The 22,291-nt window shown below is 69.1% G+C and carries 26 protein-coding genes and 1 pseudogene; 12 read left to right on the top strand and 15 right to left on the bottom strand.

Annotated elements, in window-relative coordinates:
* Positions 1-14 precede the first annotated feature (14 nt).
* From lipA to HJG44_RS06850, 8 genes are all read right to left on the bottom strand, one after another.
* Positions 15-977, bottom strand: a complete 963-nt coding sequence (gene lipA, locus HJG44_RS06815) for a lipoyl synthase (protein WP_171217606.1) — start codon at positions 975-977, stop codon at positions 15-17.
* Positions 978-1,062: 85 nt separating this feature from the next.
* Positions 1,063-2,505, bottom strand: a complete 1,443-nt coding sequence (lpdA, locus tag HJG44_RS06820; RefSeq protein WP_171217607.1) for a dihydrolipoyl dehydrogenase — start codon at positions 2,503-2,505, stop codon at positions 1,063-1,065.
* Between the two features lie 130 nt (positions 2,506-2,635).
* On the bottom strand, positions 2,636-3,025 hold the full coding sequence (locus HJG44_RS06825) for a GNAT family N-acetyltransferase (RefSeq protein WP_171217608.1): 390 nt from the start codon (positions 3,023-3,025) through the stop codon (positions 2,636-2,638).
* A gap of 28 nt (positions 3,026-3,053) precedes the next feature.
* Positions 3,054-3,830, bottom strand: coding sequence for a 5'/3'-nucleotidase SurE (surE, locus tag HJG44_RS06830; RefSeq protein WP_171217609.1), 777 nt, complete (start codon positions 3,828-3,830; stop codon positions 3,054-3,056).
* A gap of 106 nt (positions 3,831-3,936) precedes the next feature.
* Entirely contained in the window at positions 3,937-5,430 is a 1,494-nt protein-coding gene (serS, locus tag HJG44_RS06835) for a serine--tRNA ligase (protein WP_171217610.1), read from the bottom strand.
* 136 nt (positions 5,431-5,566) lie between these two features.
* Positions 5,567-6,370: a twin-arginine translocase subunit TatC gene (gene tatC, locus HJG44_RS06840; protein WP_171217611.1), complete on the bottom strand. Its 804-nt coding sequence runs from the start codon at positions 6,368-6,370 to the stop codon at positions 5,567-5,569.
* On the bottom strand, positions 6,367-6,897 hold the full coding sequence (gene tatB / locus HJG44_RS06845) for a Sec-independent protein translocase protein TatB (protein WP_171217612.1): 531 nt from the start codon (positions 6,895-6,897) through the stop codon (positions 6,367-6,369). The genes tatC and tatB overlap by 4 nt, the downstream gene beginning before the upstream one ends.
* 105 nt (positions 6,898-7,002) lie before the next feature.
* Complete coding sequence (locus HJG44_RS06850; protein ID WP_171217613.1) at positions 7,003-7,257, bottom strand: twin-arginine translocase TatA/TatE family subunit; 255 nt, start codon at positions 7,255-7,257, stop codon at positions 7,003-7,005.
* Positions 7,258-7,485: 228 nt separating this feature from the next.
* Here HJG44_RS06850 and HJG44_RS06855 point away from each other — a divergent pair, with 228 nt between their 5' ends.
* The 3 genes from HJG44_RS06855 (at position 7,486) to HJG44_RS06865 (ending at position 8,619) form a co-directional block, all read left to right on the top strand.
* Positions 7,486-7,878 carry a hypothetical protein gene (locus HJG44_RS06855; RefSeq protein ID WP_171217614.1) on the top strand — a complete coding sequence of 131 codons (393 nt, stop codon included), beginning with the start codon at positions 7,486-7,488 and terminating at the stop codon, positions 7,876-7,878.
* Between the two features lie 89 nt (positions 7,879-7,967).
* Positions 7,968-8,207, top strand: coding sequence for a hypothetical protein (locus tag HJG44_RS06860; RefSeq protein WP_171217615.1), 240 nt, complete (start codon positions 7,968-7,970; stop codon positions 8,205-8,207).
* A gap of 187 nt (positions 8,208-8,394) precedes the next feature.
* The gene (locus HJG44_RS06865) at positions 8,395-8,619 is read left to right on the top strand and encodes a hypothetical protein (protein WP_171217616.1); all 225 of its coding nucleotides are present in this window, start codon (positions 8,395-8,397) and stop codon (positions 8,617-8,619) included.
* A 129-nt stretch (positions 8,620-8,748) separates the two neighbouring features.
* Here the strand turns inward: HJG44_RS06865 and HJG44_RS06870 are convergent, their stop codons facing one another.
* Entirely contained in the window at positions 8,749-8,940 is a 192-nt protein-coding gene (locus tag HJG44_RS06870; protein ID WP_171217617.1) for a DUF6494 family protein, read from the bottom strand.
* The gene (locus HJG44_RS06875; RefSeq protein ID WP_171217618.1) at positions 8,940-9,785 is read right to left on the bottom strand and encodes an AAA family ATPase; all 846 of its coding nucleotides are present in this window, start codon (positions 9,783-9,785) and stop codon (positions 8,940-8,942) included. The genes HJG44_RS06870 and HJG44_RS06875 overlap by 1 nt, the downstream gene beginning before the upstream one ends.
* Before the next feature lie 147 nt (positions 9,786-9,932).
* Between HJG44_RS06875 and HJG44_RS06880 the strand changes: the two genes are divergently transcribed.
* Together HJG44_RS06880 and HJG44_RS06885 are read left to right on the top strand one after the other, a co-directional pair.
* Positions 9,933-10,463, top strand: coding sequence for a phospholipase A2 family protein (locus HJG44_RS06880; RefSeq protein WP_171217619.1), 531 nt, complete (start codon positions 9,933-9,935; stop codon positions 10,461-10,463).
* 135 nt (positions 10,464-10,598) lie between these two features.
* Entirely contained in the window at positions 10,599-12,413 is a 1,815-nt protein-coding gene (locus HJG44_RS06885; protein ID WP_171217620.1) for a cation:proton antiporter domain-containing protein, read from the top strand.
* Here the strand turns inward: HJG44_RS06885 and purQ are convergent, their stop codons facing one another.
* From purQ to purS, 3 genes and pseudogenes are all read right to left on the bottom strand, one after another.
* The gene (gene purQ / locus HJG44_RS06890; protein ID WP_171217621.1) at positions 12,414-13,112 is read right to left on the bottom strand and encodes a phosphoribosylformylglycinamidine synthase subunit PurQ; all 699 of its coding nucleotides are present in this window, start codon (positions 13,110-13,112) and stop codon (positions 12,414-12,416) included.
* Between the two features lie 9 nt (positions 13,113-13,121).
* On the bottom strand, positions 13,122-13,592 hold the full coding sequence (locus tag HJG44_RS06895; RefSeq protein WP_171217622.1) for a hypothetical protein: 471 nt from the start codon (positions 13,590-13,592) through the stop codon (positions 13,122-13,124).
* A gap of 189 nt (positions 13,593-13,781) precedes the next feature.
* A pseudogene (purS, locus tag HJG44_RS06900) lies at positions 13,782-14,015 on the bottom strand (phosphoribosylformylglycinamidine synthase subunit PurS); the annotation flags it as partial.
* Between the two features lie 112 nt (positions 14,016-14,127).
* On the opposite strand from purS, the gene HJG44_RS06905 reads away from it, so the two are divergent.
* The 7 genes from HJG44_RS06905 (at position 14,128) to HJG44_RS06935 (ending at position 20,217) form a co-directional block, all read left to right on the top strand.
* Positions 14,128-15,303 (top strand): vWA domain-containing protein, encoded by a 1,176-nt coding sequence (locus tag HJG44_RS06905; RefSeq protein ID WP_171217624.1) that lies wholly within the window; start codon positions 14,128-14,130, stop codon positions 15,301-15,303.
* A gap of 43 nt (positions 15,304-15,346) precedes the next feature.
* Positions 15,347-17,644: a ribonuclease R gene (gene rnr, locus HJG44_RS06910; RefSeq protein WP_346767114.1), complete on the top strand. Its 2,298-nt coding sequence runs from the start codon at positions 15,347-15,349 to the stop codon at positions 17,642-17,644.
* Positions 17,641-18,096, top strand: coding sequence for a DUF983 domain-containing protein (locus tag HJG44_RS06915; protein WP_430395037.1), 456 nt, complete (start codon positions 17,641-17,643; stop codon positions 18,094-18,096). The genes rnr and HJG44_RS06915 overlap by 4 nt, the downstream gene beginning before the upstream one ends.
* Entirely contained in the window at positions 18,077-18,835 is a 759-nt protein-coding gene (locus HJG44_RS06920; RefSeq protein ID WP_346767115.1) for an NUDIX hydrolase, read from the top strand. Before HJG44_RS06915 ends, HJG44_RS06920 begins: the two co-directional genes overlap by 20 nt.
* Before the next feature lie 117 nt (positions 18,836-18,952).
* Positions 18,953-19,120, top strand: coding sequence for a 50S ribosomal protein L33 (gene rpmG / locus HJG44_RS06925; RefSeq protein WP_171217626.1), 168 nt, complete (start codon positions 18,953-18,955; stop codon positions 19,118-19,120).
* A 104-nt stretch (positions 19,121-19,224) separates the two neighbouring features.
* Complete coding sequence (locus HJG44_RS06930; protein WP_171217627.1) at positions 19,225-19,488, top strand: hypothetical protein; 264 nt, start codon at positions 19,225-19,227, stop codon at positions 19,486-19,488.
* A gap of 99 nt (positions 19,489-19,587) precedes the next feature.
* Entirely contained in the window at positions 19,588-20,217 is a 630-nt protein-coding gene (locus tag HJG44_RS06935; RefSeq protein WP_171217628.1) for a hypothetical protein, read from the top strand.
* Positions 20,218-20,458: 241 nt separating this feature from the next.
* Here the strand turns inward: HJG44_RS06935 and HJG44_RS06940 are convergent, their stop codons facing one another.
* Both HJG44_RS06940 and HJG44_RS06945 read right to left on the bottom strand, forming a co-directional pair.
* Entirely contained in the window at positions 20,459-21,829 is a 1,371-nt protein-coding gene (locus HJG44_RS06940; protein WP_171217629.1) for a PleD family two-component system response regulator, read from the bottom strand.
* 15 nt (positions 21,830-21,844) lie between these two features.
* On the bottom strand, positions 21,845-22,216 hold the full coding sequence (locus tag HJG44_RS06945; protein ID WP_171217630.1) for a response regulator: 372 nt from the start codon (positions 22,214-22,216) through the stop codon (positions 21,845-21,847).
* Positions 22,217-22,291: the final 75 nt, after the last annotated feature.

Consider the following 22,291-nt stretch of genomic DNA (forward strand, 5'->3'; position numbering starts at 1 on the left):
CAGGCTGTTCCCGTTCAGGCCGTCGCAGCCGCCCGCCGGCGCGCCTCGCGCAGCCTGGCGAAATCCTCGCCGGCATGGTGCGAGGAGCGCGTCAGCGGCGTCGCCGAGACGAGATGGAAGCCCTTCGCATAGGCGCTCGTCTCGTAGGCCTTGAACTCGTCCGGCGGCACGAAGCGGATCACCGGATGGTGCTTGCGGGTCGGCTGCAGGTACTGGCCGATGGTGAGGAAGTCGACATCGGCCGAGCGGAGGTCGTCCATGAGCTGCAGGACCTCGTTCCGCTCTTCGCCGAGCCCGACCATGATGCCGGATTTCGTGAAGATGTCCGGATCGAGCTCCTTCACGCGCTGGAGCAGCCGCACCGAGTGGAAGTAGCGCGCGCCGGGCCGCACCGTGAGGTAGCGGGACGGGACCGTCTCGAGATTGTGGTTGAACACGTCGGGCTTGGCCGCGACTACGACCTCGAGCGCGCCGGCCTTGCGCAGGAAGTCGGGCGTCAGGATCTCGACGGTCGTTCCGGGCGAGGCCTCGCGGATGCGCCGGATGATCTCGGCGAAATGGGCCGCGCCGCCGTCGGGCAGGTCGTCGCGGTCGACGGACGTGATGACGACATGGGTTAGGCCGAGCTTCGCGACGGCATCGGCGACCTTGGCGGGCTCCTCCGGGTCGAGCGCCTCCGGCAGGCCGGTGCGCACGTTGCAGAAGGCGCAGGCCCGCGTGCAGGTGTCGCCCATGATCATGAAGGTGGCGTGCTTCTTCTCCCAGCACTCGCCGATATTCGGGCAGCCCGCCTCCTCGCAGACCGTCACGAGCTTGTTGTCGCGCACGATGCGGTTGGTCTCGGCCCATTTGGGCGAGCCCGGCGCCTTGACGCGGATCCAGTCCGGCTTGCGCTGGATCGGGCTGTCCGGCCGCTTCGCCTTTTCGGGGTGGCGGGGGCGCTGGTCGCGGGCGAGAAGATCGAGAACGACGGCCATGGGATCGGTCCGAGCCGCGGAGGCTCCCGCCCTATGTATGCGCCACATGCCCGGCGGGCAAACGCCGGTGACTGTTCCTTCTGGCCTAGGTGTGAATCACCCTGCCATACGCATCCAGCACGCTCTCGTGCATGGTCTCGGAGAGCGTGGGGTGCGGGAAGACGGTGTGGATCAGCTCCTCCTCCGTCGTCTCCAGATTCATCGCGACGACGAAGCCCTGAATGAGCTCGGTCACCTCTGCGCCGACCATGTGGGCGCCGAGGAGCTGGCCGGTCTTCCTGTCGAAGATGGTCTTGACCAGCCCCTGGTCCTCCCCGAGCGCGATGGCCTTGCCGTTCCCGACGAAGGGGAAGCGGCCGACCCGGATGTCGTAGCCCTGCTCCTTGGCCTTCGCCTCCGTCAGGCCGACCGACGCGATCTGGGGATGGCAATAGGTGCAGCCCGGGATCTTGCCCTTGTCGAGCGGCTCGGCATGGAGCCCCTTGATGGCGTCCACGCAGCGCTCGCCCTCGTGCTCGGCCTTGTGGGCGAGCATGGGCGGGCCGGCGACGTCGCCGATGGCGTAGATGCCGGGGACATTCGTGCGGCCGAGCCCGTCCGTCGCCACCACCCCGCGCTCGATCTTCACTCCGAGCTTCTCGAGCCCGAGATTGTCGATATTGCCGACGACCCCGACGGCGGAGATCAGCCGCTCGGCCGTGATCGTCTGCGTCCCCCCCTTGCCGTCCTCGATCGTCGCCGTGACCTGGTCGGAGCCCTTCTCGACCTTGGTCACCTTGGCGCCGGTCAGGAACTTGATGCCCTGCTTCTCGAAGCGCTTGCGGGCGAAGGCGGCGATCTCGGCATCCTCGACGGGCAGGATCTGCGGCAGGAGCTCGACCACCGTCACCTCCGCCCCCATGGTGCGGTAGAAGGAGGCGAATTCGATGCCGATCGCGCCCGAGCCCATGACGAGGAGCGATTTCGGCATCTTCTCCGGCACCATCGCCTCGTAATAGGTCCAGATCAGCTTCTTGTCGGGCTCGATCCCGGGCAGAGCGCGCGGCCGGGCGCCGGTCGCGACGACGATGTGCTTGCCCGAGTAGGAGCCGGCCCCCAGCGCGCCCTTCGGCGGCTCCGCCCGCTTCGTTTCCTTGACAGTGACCTTGCCGGGGCCGCCGCCCGTCGGGGCGGCCTCGATGGCGGCCTCGCCCCAGATCACGTCGATCTTGTTCTTCTTCATGAGGAAGGCGACGCCGTCCGCGAGCCGCCTCGAGACGCCGCGCGAGCGCTTCACGACCGCGCCGATATCGGCCGAGACCGTGCCCTCGATCTTGAGGCCGTAATCGCCCGGATGCTGCATGTAGTGGAAGATCTCGGCCGAGCGCAGCAGCGCCTTGGTCGGGATACAGCCCCAGTTGAGGCAGATGCCGCCGAGATGCTCGCGGTCGACGACCGCGGTCTTGAAGCCGAGCTGCGCCGAGCGGATCGCGGCCACATAGCCGCCCGGCCCCGCCCCGATGATGATGACGTCGTACTCGCCGGCCATGTGCGTGTCCTACCCATCGGTGTCATGGCCGGGCTCGGCCCAGCCATCCCCGACCTGCGTCGAGCTGTCCTGACCTTCGTTGAAGGGCGGCTGGATGGCCGGGTCAAGCCCGGCCATGACATGGGGGTGCTCACCCCTGCGGCACGACCGGCCGCTCCATCAGGCCTGCGCCGCCATCCGCGGGCCGGAACCCCTCCTCCTCGAGAAGCGCGCGCATCTGCGGGTCGAGCGAGGCCGGATCGAGCACCACCGAGCCGAGCCCGTCCTCGGCGGCGAGCGCGTCGGCAATGCGGAGCACGCGTGGCCCGAGTTCGGCGACCCGTTCGTGGAAGACGGCGAGCGCCTCCACCCGCCAGGCGCCGCCGTCCGGCCGCCCGTCGAGCACGGCGGTGACCTCCCCGTCCTCCTCTGCGACCACCGCTTCGCCGGGCGCCGCGCCGGAGCGCTCGCCGAGGAGGGCGCGGATCATGTCCGTGTCCCCCGGACGGGCGCGGCGGAAGGGCGGATGCAGGTTCAGCATGGGCGTCTCCGTTCGGCGGAGAAACGCCCTACCCCGCCTTCCGTTCTGCGAAGGCCTGGGCGAAATGCGTCATCGTCGGTTCGTCCGTCATGTCGAGCCGGAGCGGCGTGACGGAGATCTTGCCCTCCGCGAGCGCCTTCAGGTCCGTGCCGTTGCCCGGCGTGAACGGCATCCGGGAGAAGCCGATCCAGAAATAGGGGTTGCCGCGGCCGTCGCGCCGCTCCTCGATGCCGAGAAGCTCGTTGTCGCGCTTGCCCTGGGCGGTGACCGCGATGCCGCGCACCTCCTCGGGCTCGCAATCCGGGAAATTGATGTTGACGAGCGTGCCCTGCGGGATGCCGGCCGCCAGCACCATGCGGATCACGGCCGCCCCGTGACGCTCGCCGCAATGCCACCTGATCCTGTCGCGCCCGCTCTTGCCATAGGCCTGGGACAGGGCGACGGACGGGATGCCGAGCACGGTCCCCTCCATGGCGCCCGCGACCGTGCCGGAATAGCCGACATCCTCGGCGACGTTCGAGCCGCGGTTGATGCCGGACAGGACGAGGTCCGGCCGCCGCTCGCGCATGATGTGCCGCGTTGCCATGATCACGCAATCGGTCGGCGTGCCCTTCACGGCGAAGCGTTGCCCCTCAACTTGGCGCAGGCGCAGCGGATCGGAGAGGGAAAGCGAGTGGGAGACGCCGGAATTGTCGAATTCCGGCGCGACGACCCAGACATCGTCCGACAGCTCGCCCGCGACCCTCTCCAGCACCTCCAGCCCTTCCGAGTGGATGCCGTCGTCGTTCGTCACCAGGATGCGCACGTTTGCTCCTCTGTCATCCTCGGGCTCGACCTGAGGATCCAGCTCCAGCGGTCCGTCTGGATGGTCGGGTCAAGCCCGACCATGACAAGGCGGGCTTCTAGGGTTTTCACCCCTCCCCGCCGATCCGCGTCAGCCCGCCCATATAGGGGACCAGGGCCGACGGAACCGTGACGGAGCCGTCCGGCTCCTGGTAGTTCTCCAGCACCGCGATCAGCGCGCGGCCGACCGCGACGCCCGAGCCGTTCAGCGTGTGGACGAAGCGCGGCGCGCCGGGCTTTCCGCCGGCCTCCGGCTTCGGCCGGTAGCGCGCGTTCATGCGGCGGGCCTGGAAGTCGCCGCAGACCGAGCAGGACGAGATCTCGCGATAGGTCCCCTGCCCCGGCATCCAGACCTCGATGTCGTAGGTCTTCTGGCTCGCAAAGCCCATGTCGCCGGTGCAGAGCGTCATCACCCGGAACGGCAGGTCGAGAAGCTGGAGCACCCGCTCGGCGCAGGCCAGCATGCGCTCGTGCTCCTCGGCCGAGGTCTCAGGCGTCGTGATCGAGACGAGCTCGCATTTGGTGAACTGGTGCTGGCGCAGCATGCCGCGCGTGTCGCGCCCCGCCGCGCCGGCCTCCGCCCGGAAGCAGGGCGTCAGCGCCGTGAAGCGGAGCGGGAGCTCCTCCTCGGAGAGGATCGACTCCCGGACGAGGTTCGTGAGGGGGACTTCGGCGGTGGGGATGAGCCAGTGTAGTCCGATCTTCGCCAGAAGTGCTTCGATGAAACCTTCTTGTATGTTGAACCAGCCGCCTTCAGGCGGCTTGACCTGCCAAGACGTTTGTCCCTCGCCAGCATCAACGGTCCGGAAGTCGGATCCTGGCACTCTGAGAGCTTCGCCCAGAACATCCGGCAGCTCTTCGTTGGTTATGATCCGCGTTGCTGTGAATTGATCCTCTTTGAACTTCGGCAGCTGCGCCGTCCCGAACATGGCCTCGTCGCGCACCATCAGGGGCGGCGAGACCTCCGTGTAGCCGTGCTCGGTCGTGTGCAGGTCGAGCATGAACTGGCCGAGCGCGCGCTCCAGCCGGGCGAGCTGGCCGCGCAGCACGACGAAGCGCGAGCCGGACAGCTTCGCGGCCGTCTCGAAATCCATCAGCGGTCCGCCGGGACCCCGCCACGCCTCGCCGAGCTCGAAATGCTGCCTGCCGCTGCCGACCTGGCGCGCGCCCTCGAAGCGGTGCTCCTCGCGCTGGACATTCGCCGTCTCGTCCGGTCCGACCGGCACTTCGGGCAGCGGGATGTTCGGGATCTCGGCGAGACACGTTTCGAGAGCAGCCGTCGCCTCCTTCTCGCGCCTTTCCGCCTCCGGAATGGCGTCCTTCAGCCGCGCCACCTCCGTCATCAGCTCGGCAGCGCGCGCCTCGTCCTTAGCCTTCTTGGCCGCGCCGATCTCCTTCGACAGCGCATTCCGCTTCTCCTGCGCGGCCTGCGCCTGCGCGATCGCGGCGCGGCGCGCGTCGTCGAGCCGGATCAACTCGGCCGAGAGCGGCTCCAGCCCGCGGTTGACGAGGGCCTGGTCGAAGGCGGCCGGGTTCTCCCGGATGAGGCGGATGTCGTGCATGGCGGAGCGGATGCGCTCTTGCTTGTCATGGCCGGGCTTGTCCCGGCCATCGTCCTCGGACCCGATCCGAGGATCGGAGAAGCGCTCCGCTTTTCACATCGGGGTGTCCGGGACAAGTCCGGCCATGATGCGTGGATCAGGCCGCGCTCGCCGCCGCCGCGTCAGCCTTCGCGCGCTTCTTCTCGGCCATGACCACCGCCAGGATGGAGGCCTCGTAGAGGGCGAGCGTCGGGATCGCGAGCGCGAGCTGGCTGATGACGTCCGGCGGCGTCAGCACGGCCGCGATCACGAAGACGATGACGATCGCGTAGCGGCGCTTCTCCTTCAGGAACTTCGAATCGATGATCCCGGCACGGGCCAGCAGGGTGAGCACGACCGGGAGCTGGAAGCAGATCCCGAAGGCGAAGATCAGCGTCATGATGAGCGAGAGATACTCGTTCACCTTCGGCAGGAACTCGATGTTCGGCTGGTCGGAAGCCGCGAATTGCTGCATGCCGACGGAGAAGCGCATGAGCAGCGGCATCGCCATGAAATAGACGAGGAGCGCGCCGAGCAGGAACAGGATCGGGGTCGCCACGAGATAGGGCAGGAAGGCCTGCCGCTCGTTCCGGTAGAGGCCGGGCGCGACGAACTTGTAGATCTGCGTCGCGATCACCGGGAAGGCGAGGAAGCCGGCGCCGAACACCGCGACCTGGATCTGCGTGAACAGGAACTCGAGCGCGTGGGTATAGACCATGCGGGCATGGTCCGGGTTGCCCACCGCCCAGACATAGGGCTGCACCAGGATGTTGTAGATGTGCCGCGCCCCCGCGAAGCAGGCGAAGAACATCACGACGAAGGCGATGAGTGCCCGGATCAGGCGCGCGCGCAGCTCGATCAGGTGCTCGATCAGCGGGGCTCGAGAGGCTTCGATCTCCGCTTCGTCTTCCGCGGTCCTCACGCCTGGGCACTCTTGAGGGGTGCGGGCTCCGGCGCGTTCGCCGCAGCCGGCGTCTCGGCCGGCGCCGGCTCAAGGCCCGGGCCCGTCAGTTCGGGGGGAATGGGCACGACGGGATCGGGCGGCGGCAGCGCCGGCTCCGGCATCGGCCCGATCTGCGGGATCGGCCCCGCCTCCTCGACGGCGGCGACCGGAGCCGCGCCGGCCGCGCCCGCATCCGCCTCGTAGGAGGCCGTCTTCGCCTCCACCGCCGTCTTCAGCTCGTCGCGGATGGTCTGGATGGGGTTGAAGGCGCCGCTCGTCGCGGAGGAGACCTGCCGGTTGATCCCCTCGACCTCGCGGCGGACCTCGTCGAGCTCGGCCTCTCGCATCGCCTCGTTGAACTGGCCCTGGAATTCGGACGCGAGCCGGCGGACCTTGGCCGTCATCTGGCCGACCGTACGCAGCGCCTTGGGCAGGTCCTTGGGGCCGATGACGATGAGGGCGACTGCGCCGATCACCATCACCTCGCCCCAGCTCATGTCGAACATGGACGGGTCATCTCGGAACTCGGCCCGCCCGTCGGTGCGCGGGCGGACGGGGGGCTGCGGCGCGGCGGCTCATCGGCCGAGCCGGAAGCCCGGCCGCGACGTCCGTCAGCCGACCTTGGCGTTCAGCGTCGAACCCGTGCCGGCGCCCTGCGCGTTCTGGTGCTCGATGGTGCGCACAGGCTCGTTCGGTGCCGGCGCGGCCGTCGAGGCCGGAGCGGCGTCGTCCTCCGACATGCCCTTCTTGAACGCTTTGATGCCCTTGGCGACGTCGCCCATCATCTCGGAGATCTTGCCGCGTCCGAAGAGCAGCATGACGACCCCGCCGACGACGACCCAGTGCCAGATGCTCGCGCCACCCATGGCGATCTCCCTCGCGGCCCTGCGGCCTCGCGCTCCGTATCGCGCGGCAAACTAGGGGCGGGGCGCGGCGAAAACAAGGATATCCTGCCTGCGGCGCTATCGCCTTTCGGCCGATCGGTCTCGGTGGTTACCGCCCCCGCATGGCCGCGCAGCGCCCCCCGCCTTCGATCTGGGAGCCGGAGATGCTACATCCCGATGCGACGCGCCAACGGCGCCCTGGAGCCTTCGATGACGGTCCGACACAATCTCGCGCTCGCGGCGGCCGCAGGCGCACTCCTTCTCGCCGGCGCCGCCCAGGCGCAATACGCGCTGACGCCCGGCGCAGTCCCGCCGCCGCCCTCGCTGCGCGAGAGCACGAGGCCGGCGGACGGAAAGGCGCCGCAGCGGGGCACCCGCCGGCCGGCCGAGGGCGAGGCCGGGGCAGCGGCCGAGAGCCGGGCCTCGGCGCCGCGGCGCAAGCTGCGGGCGCCCTCCGCCGCCGCGGAGGACGGCGGCTATGCGGGCCGCATCGACAGCCGCCCTCCCCGCTCCCAGCCGGGCCGCTTCGAGCTGGAAGACGATCCGCGCGCCGTCACGCCGACCTTCAACAACGGCCGGCCGGGCGTCGGCATGCGCTTCTGACCCGCTGCGGCACTTTGGCCGGGATCACGGGAACGTAATCTTCCGGACGGGCGTTCTGAGGCCATCGTTCAACCATCCGGAGAGATCCGATGAAAGCCGTGACCCTTGCACTGGCCGCGACCCTGATCGGGTCGACCGCCTTCGCCCAGACGACCATCATCCGCGAGAAGCCGGCGGAAGAGACCACCGTCATCAAGCGCGACACGATGGACGGCACCGTGGTGAAGAAGAAGGTCGAGACCACCGGCAGCGTCGGCTGCGAGACCAAATCGGTGACCAAGACCAACGACATGGGCGACAAGGTCACCAAGACCAAGACGGATTGCTGAGCCCCTGCGGCAACCCGTCTGGAAGGCCCGGGTCCACCCGGGCCTTTTCTTTTGCGATCATGCACTCCGCGAGCCGAGTTGCGTCTCGCCTCGGATGAGCAGAAGCTTGGGCATCGTCGGCAACGAACCCGTAGGCACCGACGCCTGAGAGAGACGTGCGCTCCCGCCTGCAACGAAGGGGGTGGGTATGTCCGGCGCTTCCGATCTATCGAGCCGAAGAGACGAGCTGTTCGACCGTGCCGACAGGGCGATCGCCGAAAGCCGTCGCCTGAAAGAGGTCACGGATATCCGGCTTCAGGAGGCTCACGACACGCTTGGGCGGATGAACCGGACCATGAGCGGCCTCATCGAAGCCGAGGTGAAGGCGCACCGCGCAGCGATGGCGGAACACAGGAAGGGGCTGGACGACTAAGCTCGCGGCTCTTTCATCGATTTCGTCTCGGGAGCGGCTCCGCGCTCCTTCTTCCTCACCCGTGCGCTCCCGGGAGTCGCGCTTCCGGGCCGTTGCAGCCCCGGCCGGGGTCGGTCGGGAGAGCGGGCCCTATTCCAGCTCGATCGTGTCCTCGACGACGTGGTTCAGCGGCACGTCCTCGGAGGTCAGCACCATCTTCACGCGGATCGAGCGGCCGGACGCGCCGCTCTCGCGCACCGCCTTCTCGATCTCGCGCTGCGACGTCACGCCGACCTGCTTCAGGAATTTCCTGAGCTCGATGTTGAAACGGTCCTCGTCCATCACCGTGCCTCGCGTCGGGCCATGAAGGCCAGCTTCTCGAACAGGCTCACGTCCTGCTCGTTCTTCAGGAGCGCCCCGTGCAGGGGCGGGATGAGCTTGCGCGGGTCGCGCTCGCGCAGCTGCTCCGGCCCGATATCCTCGCTCATGAGGAGCTTCAGCCAGTCGAGGAGCTCGGATGTGGAGGGCTTCTTCTTCAGCCCGGGCACCTCGCGCACCTCGAAGAAGAGGCGGAGCGCCTCCTCCACCAGCCGGCGCTTGATGCCCGGGTAATGCACCTCGACGATGCGGGCCATCGTGTCCGGGTCGGGGAAGCGGATGTAGTGGAAGAAGCAGCGGCGCAGGAACGCGTCGGGCAGCTCCTTCTCGTTGTTCGACGTGATGACGACGATCGGCCGCTTCGCCGCCCGGACGGTCTCGCCCGTCTCGTAGACGTGGAACTCCATCCGGTCGATCTCGAGGAGAAGATCGTTCGGGAACTCGATATCGGCCTTGTCGATCTCGTCGATCAGGAGCACCGGCCGCGTCTCGGAGACGAAGGCGTCCCACAGCTTCCCGCGACGGATATAGTTGCGGATATCCGATACCCGCGGATCGCCGAGCTGCGAGTCGCGCAGGCGGGAGACGGCGTCGTATTCGTAGAGCCCCTGCTGCGCCTTGGTGGTCGATTTCACGTGCCAGGTGAGGAGGGGCGCACCAAGCGCGCGCGCGATCTCCTCGGCCAACACCGTCTTGCCCGTCCCGGGCTCTCCCTTCACGAGCAGCGGCCGTTCCAGCACGATCGCGGCGTTCACCGCGACGTTCAGGTCGTCCGTCGCGACGTAGTTCTCCGTGCCCGTGAAGCGCATGCTCGATCCGTTCCTGTCCCGGCGGTCATAGGCAAGGCGCAGGCCGGGAACAAGCGATGCCGGAATGCGGCGCCTCGCCCCGAACCGGGAGTGAACCTCCCGGGCGGATCGCGGGTTTGCAGGCATCCACCGATCAGGAGGCAAGGAGTGACCCGTTGGATACGCGCGCTGGCGCTCGTCGCGAGCCTAGTCCCGCTCGGCGCGGCGGCGCAGCAGGAACACCCGCTTCCCGACGAGACGACGGACGCGGGCGCCCTGCAATACGACGCGCCGGTCGCGGCGCAGACGCCCGACAAGCCGCTCGTCCCGAGCTTCCAGAAGAAACCCAGCCGCGCGGGCGGTCCGGCGAACGAGCTGAATACGGGGGACCGCCGTTCCCACGAACGGCTCCCGGGCGGCGACGTCGCCGCGACCGTCACGGGCGCCGACCTGTTCCACGGCAATTTCTGCGGCCGCGGCAACCGGGGCGACGAGCTGCTCTCGACGGACCCGCTCGACGAAGTCTGCAAGCGGCACGACGAGTGCTTCGACCTGACGAACCGGTCGTGCAGCTGCAACGAGACGCTGCGCCTGGAAGCCTATCGGGTGGCCGAGCTGAAGACGGTTTCGCGCGAGCTGCGGGCGCGCGCCGCCGGCATCCTGCAGGCCGCACCCGCCATCCCGTGCCGCGCTCCCTGACAGGCATCTCCCGCGGGCACGCATTCAGAGCCGCGGATGTTCTTCCCGCGTCCGGAGTTGATGATCTAGCGTAGGACGACTCGGGATGCGGCGGGACCTGCCGCGGCGCGGCCGAGCGGGGACAGGCAGGGCGGGATGGCGGCGCCGGCGGCGGATATCGCGTCCTACAAGGAGGTCATCCTCTTCCTTGCGACGGCGGGGATCGTCGTGCCGCTGGCGACGCGGCTGCGGATCAGCCCGGTCCTCGGCTTCATCGGCGCCGGCGCGCTCCTCGGTCCCTACGGCCTCGGGCGGTTCGCGCCCGAGCTGCCTTGGCTGACCTGGGTGACGATCCCGAACCGGGGTGAGGTGTCCCATCTAGCCGAGCTCGGGGTGGTGTTCCTCCTCTTCACGATCGGCATCGAGCTCTCCTGGGACAGGCTCCGCGTCCTGCGCCGCCTGGTATTCGGGCTCGGCGCGGCGCAGGTCGCGACCTGCGCGCTCGCGATCGGCGGGATCGGCATGCTGCTCGGCATCACGCCCGTCGCGGCGGTGCTGAGCGGGCTGGCGCTGGCGCTCTCCTCCACGGCGATCGTCGTCCCGGTCCTCGCGGCGCAGAAGCGACTCGGCTCGCCCACGGGCCGCGCCACCTTTGCCGTGCTCCTGTTCCAGGATCTCGCGGTCGCCCCGATCCTGTTCACCATCGCGGCGCTCGGGGCGCCGGACGATGGCGGCCTCGCCTGGAACCTCGTCCTGGCGCTCGGGCAGGCCGCCGTGGCGCTGGCCGTGATCGTGGTCCTCGGGCGCCTCGCCATGCGGCCGCTCTTCCACATGGTGGCGCAGACGCGCAGCTCCGAGCTGTTCCTGGCTGCCTCGTTCCTCATGGTGATCGTGGCGGCCCTGCTGGCGGCCGCGAGCGGGATGTCCATGGCGCTCGGCGCCTTCGTGGCCGGGCTGCTCCTCGCCGAGACCGAATACCGCCGGGCGATCGAGGCGGTGGTCGATCCCTTCAAGGGGCTGCTGCTCGGCGTGTTCTTCCTGTCCGTCGGGATGGGGCTCGACGTGACGGCGCTGCTGGACGCGCCCGTGACGATCGTGCTTGCGGCCGGCGGCCTGCTCCTGGTCAAGGCCGTCCTGACCTGGGGGCTGGCGCGCCTCTTCCGTCTGCCCGGACGGGTCGGGGTCGAGATGGCGCTCCTGCTGGCTCCCGGGGGAGAGTTCGCCTTCGTGCTGGTCGGCGCGGCGCTCGGCGTACAGCTCCTGCCGCAGGAGGTGGCGCAGCCGCTCCTCCTCATCACCACGGTGACGATGATCCTGATCCCGCCGCTCGCCCGCGTCGCCCGGCCCCTCAGCCGCCGCATCGCGCCCGAGACCCCGGCCGTGAACCTGCCCAACCCTCCCGCCGAGCCCGGCCGGGTGGTGATCGCCGGCTTCGGCCGCGTCGGGCAGCTCATCGCCGACATGCTGAAGCGCCACGGCGTGCCGTATTTGGCGATCGACTCCAACCCCGCCCTCGTCTTCGCGCAGCGCGAGGCGGGCCAGCCGGTCTATTACGGCGACACCTCCTCGCCGCTCTTCCTGCGGACCTGCGGCCTCGACACGGCGCGGGCGCTTGTCGTCACGCTCGACGTCCCAAGCGCGAGCCAGGCCGTGGTGGAAACCGTGCGGGCCTGGCGCCCGGACCTCACGATCGTGGCGCGGGCGCGCGACGCCCGCCACGCCGCCGAGCTCTACAGGCTCGGGGTGACCGACGCGGTGCCGGAGACGATCGAGGCGAGCCTTCAGCTCTCGGAGGCGTTGCTCGTCGATATCGGCATCGCCATGGGGCCGGTGATCGCCTCCATCCACGAGCGCCGCGACGAGTTCCGCCGGGCCCTCCGGGGGGAGCCCGCCGGCGAGGCTGCGCCACCCGAGGGCGCGCCCCGGCGCGCGGGCGAGTTCCGCGCCCGCCGGTCGGCCGGAAAGCGCTGATCAGGCCGCCTGGGCGATCCGGCCGACCAGGCTCTGGAAGAGCGGCAGGCCGTCGGTGCCACCGACGAGCGGATCGACGAAGTTCTCAGGGTGCGGCATCAGGCCGAGCACGTTCCGGTTCGGCGAATAGATGCCGGCGATCGAGTTGGTCGAGCCGTTGACGTTCGAATCGACCGTCACCTCGCCGTTCGGGTCGCAATACCGGAAGGCGACGAGCCCATAGCCCTCGAGCCGCGCGAGCGTCGCCGGGTCCGCCGTATAGTTGCCCTCCCCATGCGCCACGCAGATGTCGATCACCTGCCCGGGGGCGTAGTTGCGGGTGAAGGCCGTATCCGCGCGCTCCACCCGGACATGCTGGCGGTGGCAGATGAAGCGGAGCTTGGCGTTGCGCATCAGGGCCCCGGGCAGGAGCCCGGATTCGCACAGGATCTGGAAGCCGTTGCAGATGCCGAGCACCAGCCCGCCGCGCGCCGCATGCGCCCGCACCGCGTCCATGGCGGGCGAGCGCGCCGCGATCGCGCCGCAGCGCAGATAGTCGCCGTAGGAGAAGCCGCCCGGCAGGACCGCGAGGTCCGTCCCGGCCGGCAGCTCGTGCTCGGCGTGCCAGACCCGCTGCACATCCGCTCCGGCGAGGCGGAGCGCCCGCTCGACGTCGCGCTCGCGGTTGGAGCCCGGGAAGAGGATGACGGCGGCTTTCATGTACCGATCTCAGACTGCTGTCTCGAACCCCTCGAAGGAGGCCACATCGCTGTTGAACAACGCGCGAACCTGATCGCTCGGAGGTGCCTCGCCGATGACCCGGCGGTAGTTGCTGAATACGTTCTCGTACCGCTGATATCCAGAGGCCTTCCTGGAATAGTCCTCGGCCTTGCTCGGCAAGCCCAAGAACCGTTTCAGGCTGATCAGGAACACCGGGGCGGATGCGAGCGCACTCATCAACTGCTCGCGGTGTCCGAGGGTGAGCGCCAGCCCGACATAGCTCTTCAGAAAGCTCTCCAGGTCCGCCCAATGCTGAAGAAAGAGCGTCACGGCATTGGCGCTTCCTAGGACGCCGAGGAGCGCGATCGCGACGTCGATCAGCCTGGCGTAGCCCGACGCTCTGCTCGCCTTCTTCCTGTATCTCGAAGCGTTCTCACCGCATTCCTTGATCTTGGCATCGACCTGCTTGGCGAACTCCATATGCCGCCCCCGGTAACGCAACCACTGGTAGTGGTACGCAAGCGGAGAAGCGGGTCAAGACGACTATGGATGACCCTCGATCGGCATCTCGGCGTCATCGGCCGCCTCCACGGTCGGATCGTCCGGCGAGAGCGTCGCCGGGGCGGTCTCGCGCCCGCGCCGCCCGCCGCCGTTCTGCCCCGGCGTCTCGACCTCGTAGTGGAAGTTCTCGATGACCGTATTCGCGAGGAGCTTCTCGCAAGCCTGCCGGAGCGTCGCCTCCGCCTCCCCGGCATCCTCGGTCGCGAGCTCGACGTCGAAGACCTTGCCCTGCCGCACGCCCAGGATGCCGCGGATGCCGAGCGAGGCGAGCGCGCCTTCGATCGCCTTGCCCTGGGGGTCGAGCACTCCGGACTTCAGGGTGACGGTGACGCGCGCTTTCATCGGGGACCCGGGCTGAGGGAAGGTCCGCTCTTAGCGCGCCGGCGCGCGCCTTGTCATCCCGGAGCGGACGGAGCCGATTGAGCGGGCCGCTCCCGCGTTCTAGAGAGGGCGCATGTTCCTCAACTTCTTCACGGAGCTGCGCGCGGCCAAGGTGCCGGTCACGCTGCGCGAGTTCCTGACGCTCATGGAAGCGCTCGACAGGGATCTCGCCGAGAAGCGGGTGGAGGAGTTCTACTATCTCGCCCGCGCCACGCTCGTGAAGGACGAGCGCAACCTCGACAAGTTCGACCGGGTCTTCGGCCAGGTCTTCAAGGGCATCGAGACGCTCGGCGCCGCCCTCGAGAAGGCCGAGATCCCGGAGGAATGGCTCCGGAAGATCGCCGAGAAATACCTCACCGAGGAGGAGAAGAGGCAGATCGAGGCGATGGGCTGGGACAAGCTCCTGGAGACCCTGAAGGAGCGCCTCAAGGAGCAGAAGCGCCGCCACCAGGGCGGCTCGAAATGGATCGGGACCGGCGGCACCTCGCCCTACGGCGCGTATGGCTACAACCCGGAAGGGATACGGATCGGCCAGGACAAGAACCGCAACTTCCGGGCCGTGAAGGTCTGGGACAGGCGCGACTTCAAGGACTACGACGACGATGTCGAGCTCGGCGTGCGCAACATGCGGATCGCGCTCAGGCGCCTGCGCCGCTTCGCCCGCACGGGCGCGGCCGAGGAGCTCGACCTCGACGGCACGATCCGCGAGACGGCCAACAAGGGCTATCTCGACGTGAAGCTCCGGCCGGAGCGGCGCAACGCCGTGAAGGTCCTGCTCTTCCTCGACGTCGGCGGCTCGATGGACTGGCATATCGAGAAGGCGGAGGAGCTGTTCTCCGCCGCGCGGCTCGAGTTCAAGCATTTCGAGCACTTCTACTTCCACAACTGCCCCTACGAGCGGCTGTGGAAGGAGAACCGGCGGCGGCATTCCGAGGTCATCCCGACGCTGGACGTGATCCGGACCTATCCGTCCGACTACCGCGCCGTCTTCGTCGGCGACGCCTCGATGAGCCCCTACGAGATCGTCATGCCCGGCGGGTCGGTCGAGCACTGGAACGAGGAGGCCGGGCAGGTCTGGATGGAGCGCCTCCTGAACCATTTCCACAAGGCGGTCTGGCTATCCCCCGTGCCGCAGAACCATTGGAGCTACACGCAGTCGATCGGGCTCGTGCGCCAGCTCATGTCGAACCGCATGTATCCGCTGACCATCGAAGGGCTCGACGCCGCCATGCGCGAGCTGGTCAGGTGAGAACCTTGCGCCAAGAGGCCGCAGGCACCACCTCAGGCGCAGAGTGAAATCACGACATCATCAGACAGGCCCGGCTCCCCTGCCCTCGCGCGAGGAGCTGGCCGCCTTCATCGCGAGCGCGCCCGGCAAGGTCGGCAAGCGCGAGATCGCACGGGCCTTCAGGCTCGGCAGCGCCGACCGGCTCTGGCTCAAGGACAGGCTGCGCGAGCTGGAGGACGACGGCACCCTCGCGCGCCGCGGCAAGCGGCTCCGGGCGAACGGCGCCCTCCCGGCCGTACTCGTCGCCGAGATCACCGGACGCGACCGCGACGGCGAGCTCGTCGCCGAGCCGGCCGAGTGGGACGGAGAAACCGGCAGCAAGCCGAGGATCGTCATCGTACCCGGCCGGCGCGTGCCGCCCGGCCTGCGCGCAGCGGGGATCGGCGACCGCGCCCTCGTCCGCATCGATCCGCGGCCGGGCGAAGGCGGCGCCCATGCCGGGCGGATCGTCAAGGTCCTCCAGAAGGAGCGCACCGACATCCTCGGCGTGTTCAAGGCGCTGCCGTCCGGCGGCGGCCGGATCGTGCCCGTCGACAAGAAGGCGCAGGGCCGCGAGGTCATGGTCGCCGAGGCCGACCGGAACGGCGCCCGGGAGGGCGACCTCGTATCCGGCGCGCTCGTCCGGTCGAGCCGCTTCGGCCTGCCTCAGGCGAAGATCCGCGAGGTCCTGGGTTCGCTCAAGTCCGAGAAGGCCGTGAGCCTCGTCGCGCTCCATGCGCACAACATCCCGCACGTCTTCCCGACCGAGGTGCTGGCCGAGGCGGAGAGCGCCAAGCCGGCCGGCCCCAAGGGCCGCGAGGACTGGCGCGACCTGCCTCTCGTCACCATCGATCCCCCGGACGCCAAGGACCACGACGACGCCGTCCACGCCGCGCCGGATCCCGATCCGGACAACCCGGGCGGCTTCGTCCTGAGGATCGCCATCGCGGATGTTGCGGCCTATGTCCGGCCAGGCTCGGCGCTGGACCGCGAGGCGCTGAAACGCGGCAACTCGGTCTATTTCCCCGACCGGGTCGTGCCGATGCTGCCGGAGCGCATCTCGAACGACCTCTGCTCGCTCAGGCAGGGCGAGCCCCGCCCGGCGCTTGCGGCCCGGATCACGATCGCCGCCGACGGGCGCAAGAAGCGCCATTCCTTCCACCGGATCATGATGCGGTCGGCCGCGCGCCTCTCCTACGGGCAGGCGCAGGCCGCCATCGACGGCCGGCCGGACGACGTCACGGGTCCGCTGCTCGAGCCGGTCCTGAAGCCGCTCTGGGCCGCCTACGCGGCGCTCGGCCGCGCGCGCGACAGGCGCGGCCCGCTCTTCCTCGACCTGCCCGAGCGCAAGATCGTGCTGGACGCAGAGGGCCGGGTCGAGCGCGTCCACGTGCCCGAGCGGCTGGAGGCGCACCGGCTGATCGAGGAATTCATGATCCTCGCCAATGTCGCGGCGGCCGAGGCGCTGGAGAAGGCGAACTCGCCGCTCGTCTACCGCGTCCACGACGAGCCGTCGCTCGAGAAGATGCGGGCGCTCGGCGAGGTCCTGGCCTCGGTCGGGCACAAGCTGCCGAAGGCCGGCGCGCTCAAGCCCGCCCTCTTCAACGGCATTCTGCGCGCCTTCGCCGGCTCCGAGCACGAGCCCTTCATCAACGAGGTCGTGCTGCGCTCGCAGGCCCAGGCGGTCTATGCGGCCGAGAATCTCGGCCATTTCGGCCTGAACCTGCGCCGCTACGCGCATTTCACCTCGCCGATCCGCCGCTATGCGGATCTCGTCGTGCATCGGGCGCTGATCCGGGCCTTCGGCTTCGGCGAGGACGGGCTCCCGGCCGGGACGACGACCGAGCAGCTTTCGCGGATCGGCGAGGAGATCTCGGCCGCCGAGCGCCGCGCCATGGCGGCGGAGCGCGACACGATCGACCGGCTCATCGCCTTCCACCTCGCCGACCAGATCGGCGCGACCTTCACAGGCCGCATCTCCGGCGTCACCAAGTCCGGGCTGTTCGTGAAGCTCTCCGACACGGGTGCCGACGGGTTCGTGCCGGCCTCGACGATCGGGGCGGACTATTATCGGTACGAGGAGCGGCAGCATGCCCTCGTTGGCGACCGCACGGGCGAGACCTACAGGCTCGGCGACACGGTCGAGGTCAAGCTGGTGGAGGCGGCGCCGGTCGCCGGCGCGCTCCGCTTCGAGCTCCTGAGCGAAGGGGCGGGCCGGACGAAGCGCCGCGGCGGCGCGGCCAAGCCTTCCCGAGCCTCCGGCGCTAGGAAGCGGGTCGTGGATATGGGCGGCGGCCCGAAGCGGAAGCGGAGCGGGAGATGACCGAGATGCGGGTCTATGGAGCCGCCCCGGCCGCTCCGGATGGTCTTGCGGCCGTCCGGCGGGGCTTCACCTGCCGCTGCCCGCGCTGCGGCGGAGGGCGGCTCTTCGGCAGGTTCCTGAAGGTGGAGCACGCCTGCTCGGCCTGCGGACAGGAATTCCACCATCACCGGGCGGACGATTTCCCGCCCTACATCGTCATGTTCATCGTCGGGCATCTCCTCGGCTACGGCATCTACGTGACGGAGATGAAGCTGGAGGGCCTGCCGCTCGCCGTCCACGCTCTCCTCTGGCCGAGCCTGGCGATCGTGCTCTGCCTCGCTCTTCTGCAACCCGTGAAGGGCGCTGTCGTCGGCCTGCAATACGCGCTAGGGATGCATGGCTTCGGGCGCCCGCCGGCGGATGCGGCAGTCCAGAGCCGGGCAGGAGACGAGGGTGAGCGACGGGCACGCTGAGCGGCTGACGGAATACGTATCGAGCGTCGCGCGCGAGCGACGCTGGCCCAACCAGAGACCGAGGGACGCCGCGACCCTCATCGTGATCGACCGGGGCGGCGCCGCCCCCAAGGTGCTGATGGGCAAGCGCCACCACGGCCACAAGTTCATGCCGGGCAAGTTCGTGTTCCCAGGCGGCCGGATCGAGGCGGATGACCGCCGCATGCCGGCGGAAGGCGCGCTGCCGCCTCCGGTCGAGGCGGCGCTGATCGCCCGTACGGTGCGGCCCTCCCCGTCGCGCGGCCGCGCCCTCGCGCTGACGGCGATCCGCGAGACCTATGAGGAGACCGGGCTCATGATCGGCCGCAGGGCCGAATCGATGCCGGCCGGCCCGCGCGCGGGTTCCTGGGCATCGTTCTTCGAGCGGGGCATCCTGCCCGATCTCGGCGCGGTGCATTTCATTGGGCGCGCGATCACGCCGCCGCGCCGGCCGAAGCGCTTCGACACGCGCTTCTTCGCCATCGACCGCGAGGCGATCGCGCTGGAGGAGCCGGGCTTCGTCGGACCGGACAAGGAACTGGTCGAGCTCCTCTGGGTCGAAGTCGAGGAGGCGATGAAGCTCGATCTCCCTCCGATCACGGTGGTCATGCTGCAGGAGCTGGAACGCCGCGCCGAGGAAGGCTTCGGGCACGAGCTCCCGGTCCCGTTCTACTACGAGCGGCAGAAGCGCTTCGTCCGCGAGCTGCTCGGCCCGGCGTGATTCCCCGTCCCCGTCCTTGACCTTTTCGCCCATTTCGGCGAGGAAGGAGCACGATTTGAGCCGGCCGGGCCCGGCTGCGCCGCCTTGCGCGTGCGCTACCCCATTCAGGAGATCGTCATGGCCAAGGCCGTCACCATCAAGGTGAAGCTCGTCTCGACCGCCGATACGGGCTACTACTACGTCACGAAGAAGAACTCGCGCACCATGACCGACAAGCTGTCGATGAAGAAGTACGACCCGGTCGCGAAGAAGCACGTCGAGTTCAAGGAAGCCAAGATCAAGTGAATATCGCCTCCTAAGAGGTTGATTTCACTTGAGAAGCGCCCCTTTGGGCGCTTTTTCGTTTCAGGCTTGCCCGCGCAAGGCCGCCCGCGAGGGCGGAAGGAAGAATGATGAGCGATCCCCTGAACGGACAGGTGTCCGACGCGCCGCCGGTCGAGATCGCGCTCGACGGTCCCGGTCTCTTCCACCTGCCGCTCTGCGGCCGCGACATCGCCGTCTCCAAGCACGACCGGATCGCGGTGGTGTGGTTCCACACGGCCTCGGGCGAGCAGCGCGTCGGGGTGCCGATCCCCGTCGAGGCGCTCCGGGAGCTCGCGCTCGCGACGGTGGACGCCATCACCCGCCCCGCTCCGGCCGAGAGCAAGGCCTGACCTTCTCCGAACGGAGGCGATGAAAGGCGCAGGCCGCCACGCTACGATCCCGGCGGGCGAGCGGGGAGCACGATGCGGGCGCGGTGGGCGTGGGCGGTTATGTGCGCGGCCCTCTGGGCCGGAAGCGCCGAGGCCCAGGCGCCCCCGCCGGCCCCGGCCTGCACGGCAATCCGGGATTCCGCAGAGCGCATCCGCTGCTACGAGGAGGATGCCCGGTTCGACTTCGCGGCGGTCGTTCTGCGCGAGCTCGAATGCGACGCCCCGCCCCGCGCGGCGGAGTTGATCCGCCTCCTGATCCGGCGCAATGCGGCGAGCGCGCTCGCCTTCCACATGGCGGAGGGCATCAACTACTTCGCCCTGCCCCGCCCGGAACGGCTCGGGGGCATCACGGCCGTCGCGGTCTTCGCCCATGACGAGAGCGGCCGTTTCCCGTTTCTGCGGGCCCGCGGACGCTCGCCCGGCCCGGTCTTCGGGATCGTGACGCGGGACGGCCTGGACGCCGTGGATGCCTGGCGCTTCCGCCACAGCCCCGCGCTGCACTTCGAGAAGAGCCTGAGCACGATGGAGGGCGCGAAGGATATCGGCTGCTTCTCCCTGGCGCGTCCGGAGAGCCAGCCGCAGGCCCGGCCGGATGCCGGGCCGGCCGCGGCCTCGCCGGTGCCGAAGCCGGCGCAAGCCGAGGACCTGTTCGAGGCGGGCCTCGGCCCCAAGCAGCGGCAAGCCAGGTGAAAGGTGGCCGGCCGGGAGCGGCGATGAGGAGGCTGGTGCCGCTCCCGAACCGGCCTAGCCCTCGAAACCCAGGAGATGCGGCGGACCTGAGCGTCGGAGGGCTACTCGGGCGTCGCCCTTTCGGGCTTCGCCGGTACAGGGGCAAAGTACAGCCCTCGCTCAGCGAAACCAATACGACAGAACGGCCGCGCGCCGTTAAACGCTTGTCAAGGTTAAGGTCCGGCGGATCTTGGCGGCCGCGTCATGCGGCGGCGGCGATGACTCTGTTCCGCCCGGCTTCCTTGGCCCTGTACAGCGCGATATCGGCCCGCTTCACGAGCTCGCCCGCGCTTCCGTCGCCGAGCTGCCTGGCCGCGACCCCGATCGAGACGGTCACGTCCAGGTTGCGGGTGCGGTTCGCGTAGGCGAACGGGCTGGAGCCCACGCGCTCGCGGATGCGCTCGGCGACCATCCGGGCCTCGTCGAGCGAGGCGTCGGGGACGACCACCACGATCTCCTCGCCGCCATAGCGCGCCACGAGATCGACCCCGCGCGTCAGCGTGCGGATGCGGGTCGCGAATTCGCGCAGCACCTCGTCGCCGACATCGTGGCCGTAGCGGTCGTTGACCGACTTGAACCGGTCGATGTCGAGGAGCAGCAGGGCGAGATCGGCCCCACGGCGGACGGCATCCTCGAAGAGGTTGGCGAGGTGCATGTCGAGGTAGCGGCGGTTGTGCAGCCCGGTCAGGCCATCCGTGATGGCGGCGTCCATCGAGAGCTGCACGCCGTCGCGCAGCCGCTCCGCGAAGCGCTTCCGCCTGACCTGCGTGCGGACGCGCGCGACGAGCTCGTTGCGGTCGACCGGCCGGACAAGGAAGTCATGCGCGCCGATGTCGAGCCCGCGCAGGACGCGGCCCCGGTCGTCCATGTCGGCAATCAGCACGACCGCCACATGGCGCGTCCGCTCGAGCGAGCGGAGCTGGCTGCAGAGGCGCAGCCCGTCGAAGCCTTGCAGGCCCAGGCTGATCAGGACGACGTCGTACTCGCTCTCGGCCGCCCGCATCATCGCTTGATGCGGATCCGCCTCGACCTCGACGCGGTGATACTGCGACAGCGCGGCCGAGAGGCGCTCGTAGGAGCTCGCGCGGTCGTCGACGATCAGGACGTGGCCGTTCTGCCCCGTCTCGGCTGTCGCGGCCGCGAGCGGGTCGCCGAAGCCGTGCCGGGACGCCATGAGGCGGGCGCGAAGCTCGTCCGTCACCGCCTTGAGCCGCACGAGGCTGCGGACCCGCGCGAAGAGGGCCGTGTCGTCGACGGGCTTCGTCAGGAAGTCGTCGGCACCGGCATCGAGGCCGCGCAGGCGGTCGCTCGGCTGGTCGAGCGCGGTCACCATGACGACCGGAAGATGCGCCGTCATGGGCGAGTTCTTGAGGCGGCGGCAGACCTCGAACCCGTCCATGTCCGGCATCATCACGTCGAGAAGGACGATGTCGCAGAGCCCCTGCTCGCAGATCGCGATCGCGTCCGGGCCGTTGGAGGCGGTCAGGACGTCGAAATATTCGGCCGACAGCTTGGTCTCGAGCAGTTTCACATTGGTGGGGATGTCATCCACCACAAGCACGCGGGCCGACATCGCCTCTCCCCAACTCTACGCAGCGTTCAGATAGGTGCGGACGGTTTCCAGGAACTTGGCGACCGAGATGGGCTTGGACAGATAGGCCTCGCAGCCGCCTTCACGGATCCGCTCCTCGTCGCCCTTCATCGCGAAGGCGGTCACGGCGATGACCGGGATCGAGCGGAGCTCCTCGTCCTCCTTCAGCCAGCGCGTGACATCGAGGCCCGAGACTTCCGGAAGCTGGATGTCCATGATGATGAGATTCGGATGATGCGCGCGGGCGAGCTCGATGGCCTCGATTCCGTTGCCGGTCTTGAGGGTTGCGTAGCCGTGCGCCTCGAGCAGGTCGCCGAAGAGCTTCATGTTGAGCTCGTTGTCCTCGACAATGAGCACGGTCTTCTTCATCGGACGTGTCCTGATCCCGAAAGGAGGCTCGGCCGGCCGCTCGCTCCGCCTTCTCCGGGCGCCGACGAGGCTAGA

This window comes from Enterovirga aerilata (assembly GCF_013044135.1).
GTDB lineage: Bacteria > Pseudomonadota > Alphaproteobacteria > Rhizobiales > Beijerinckiaceae > Enterovirga > Enterovirga aerilata.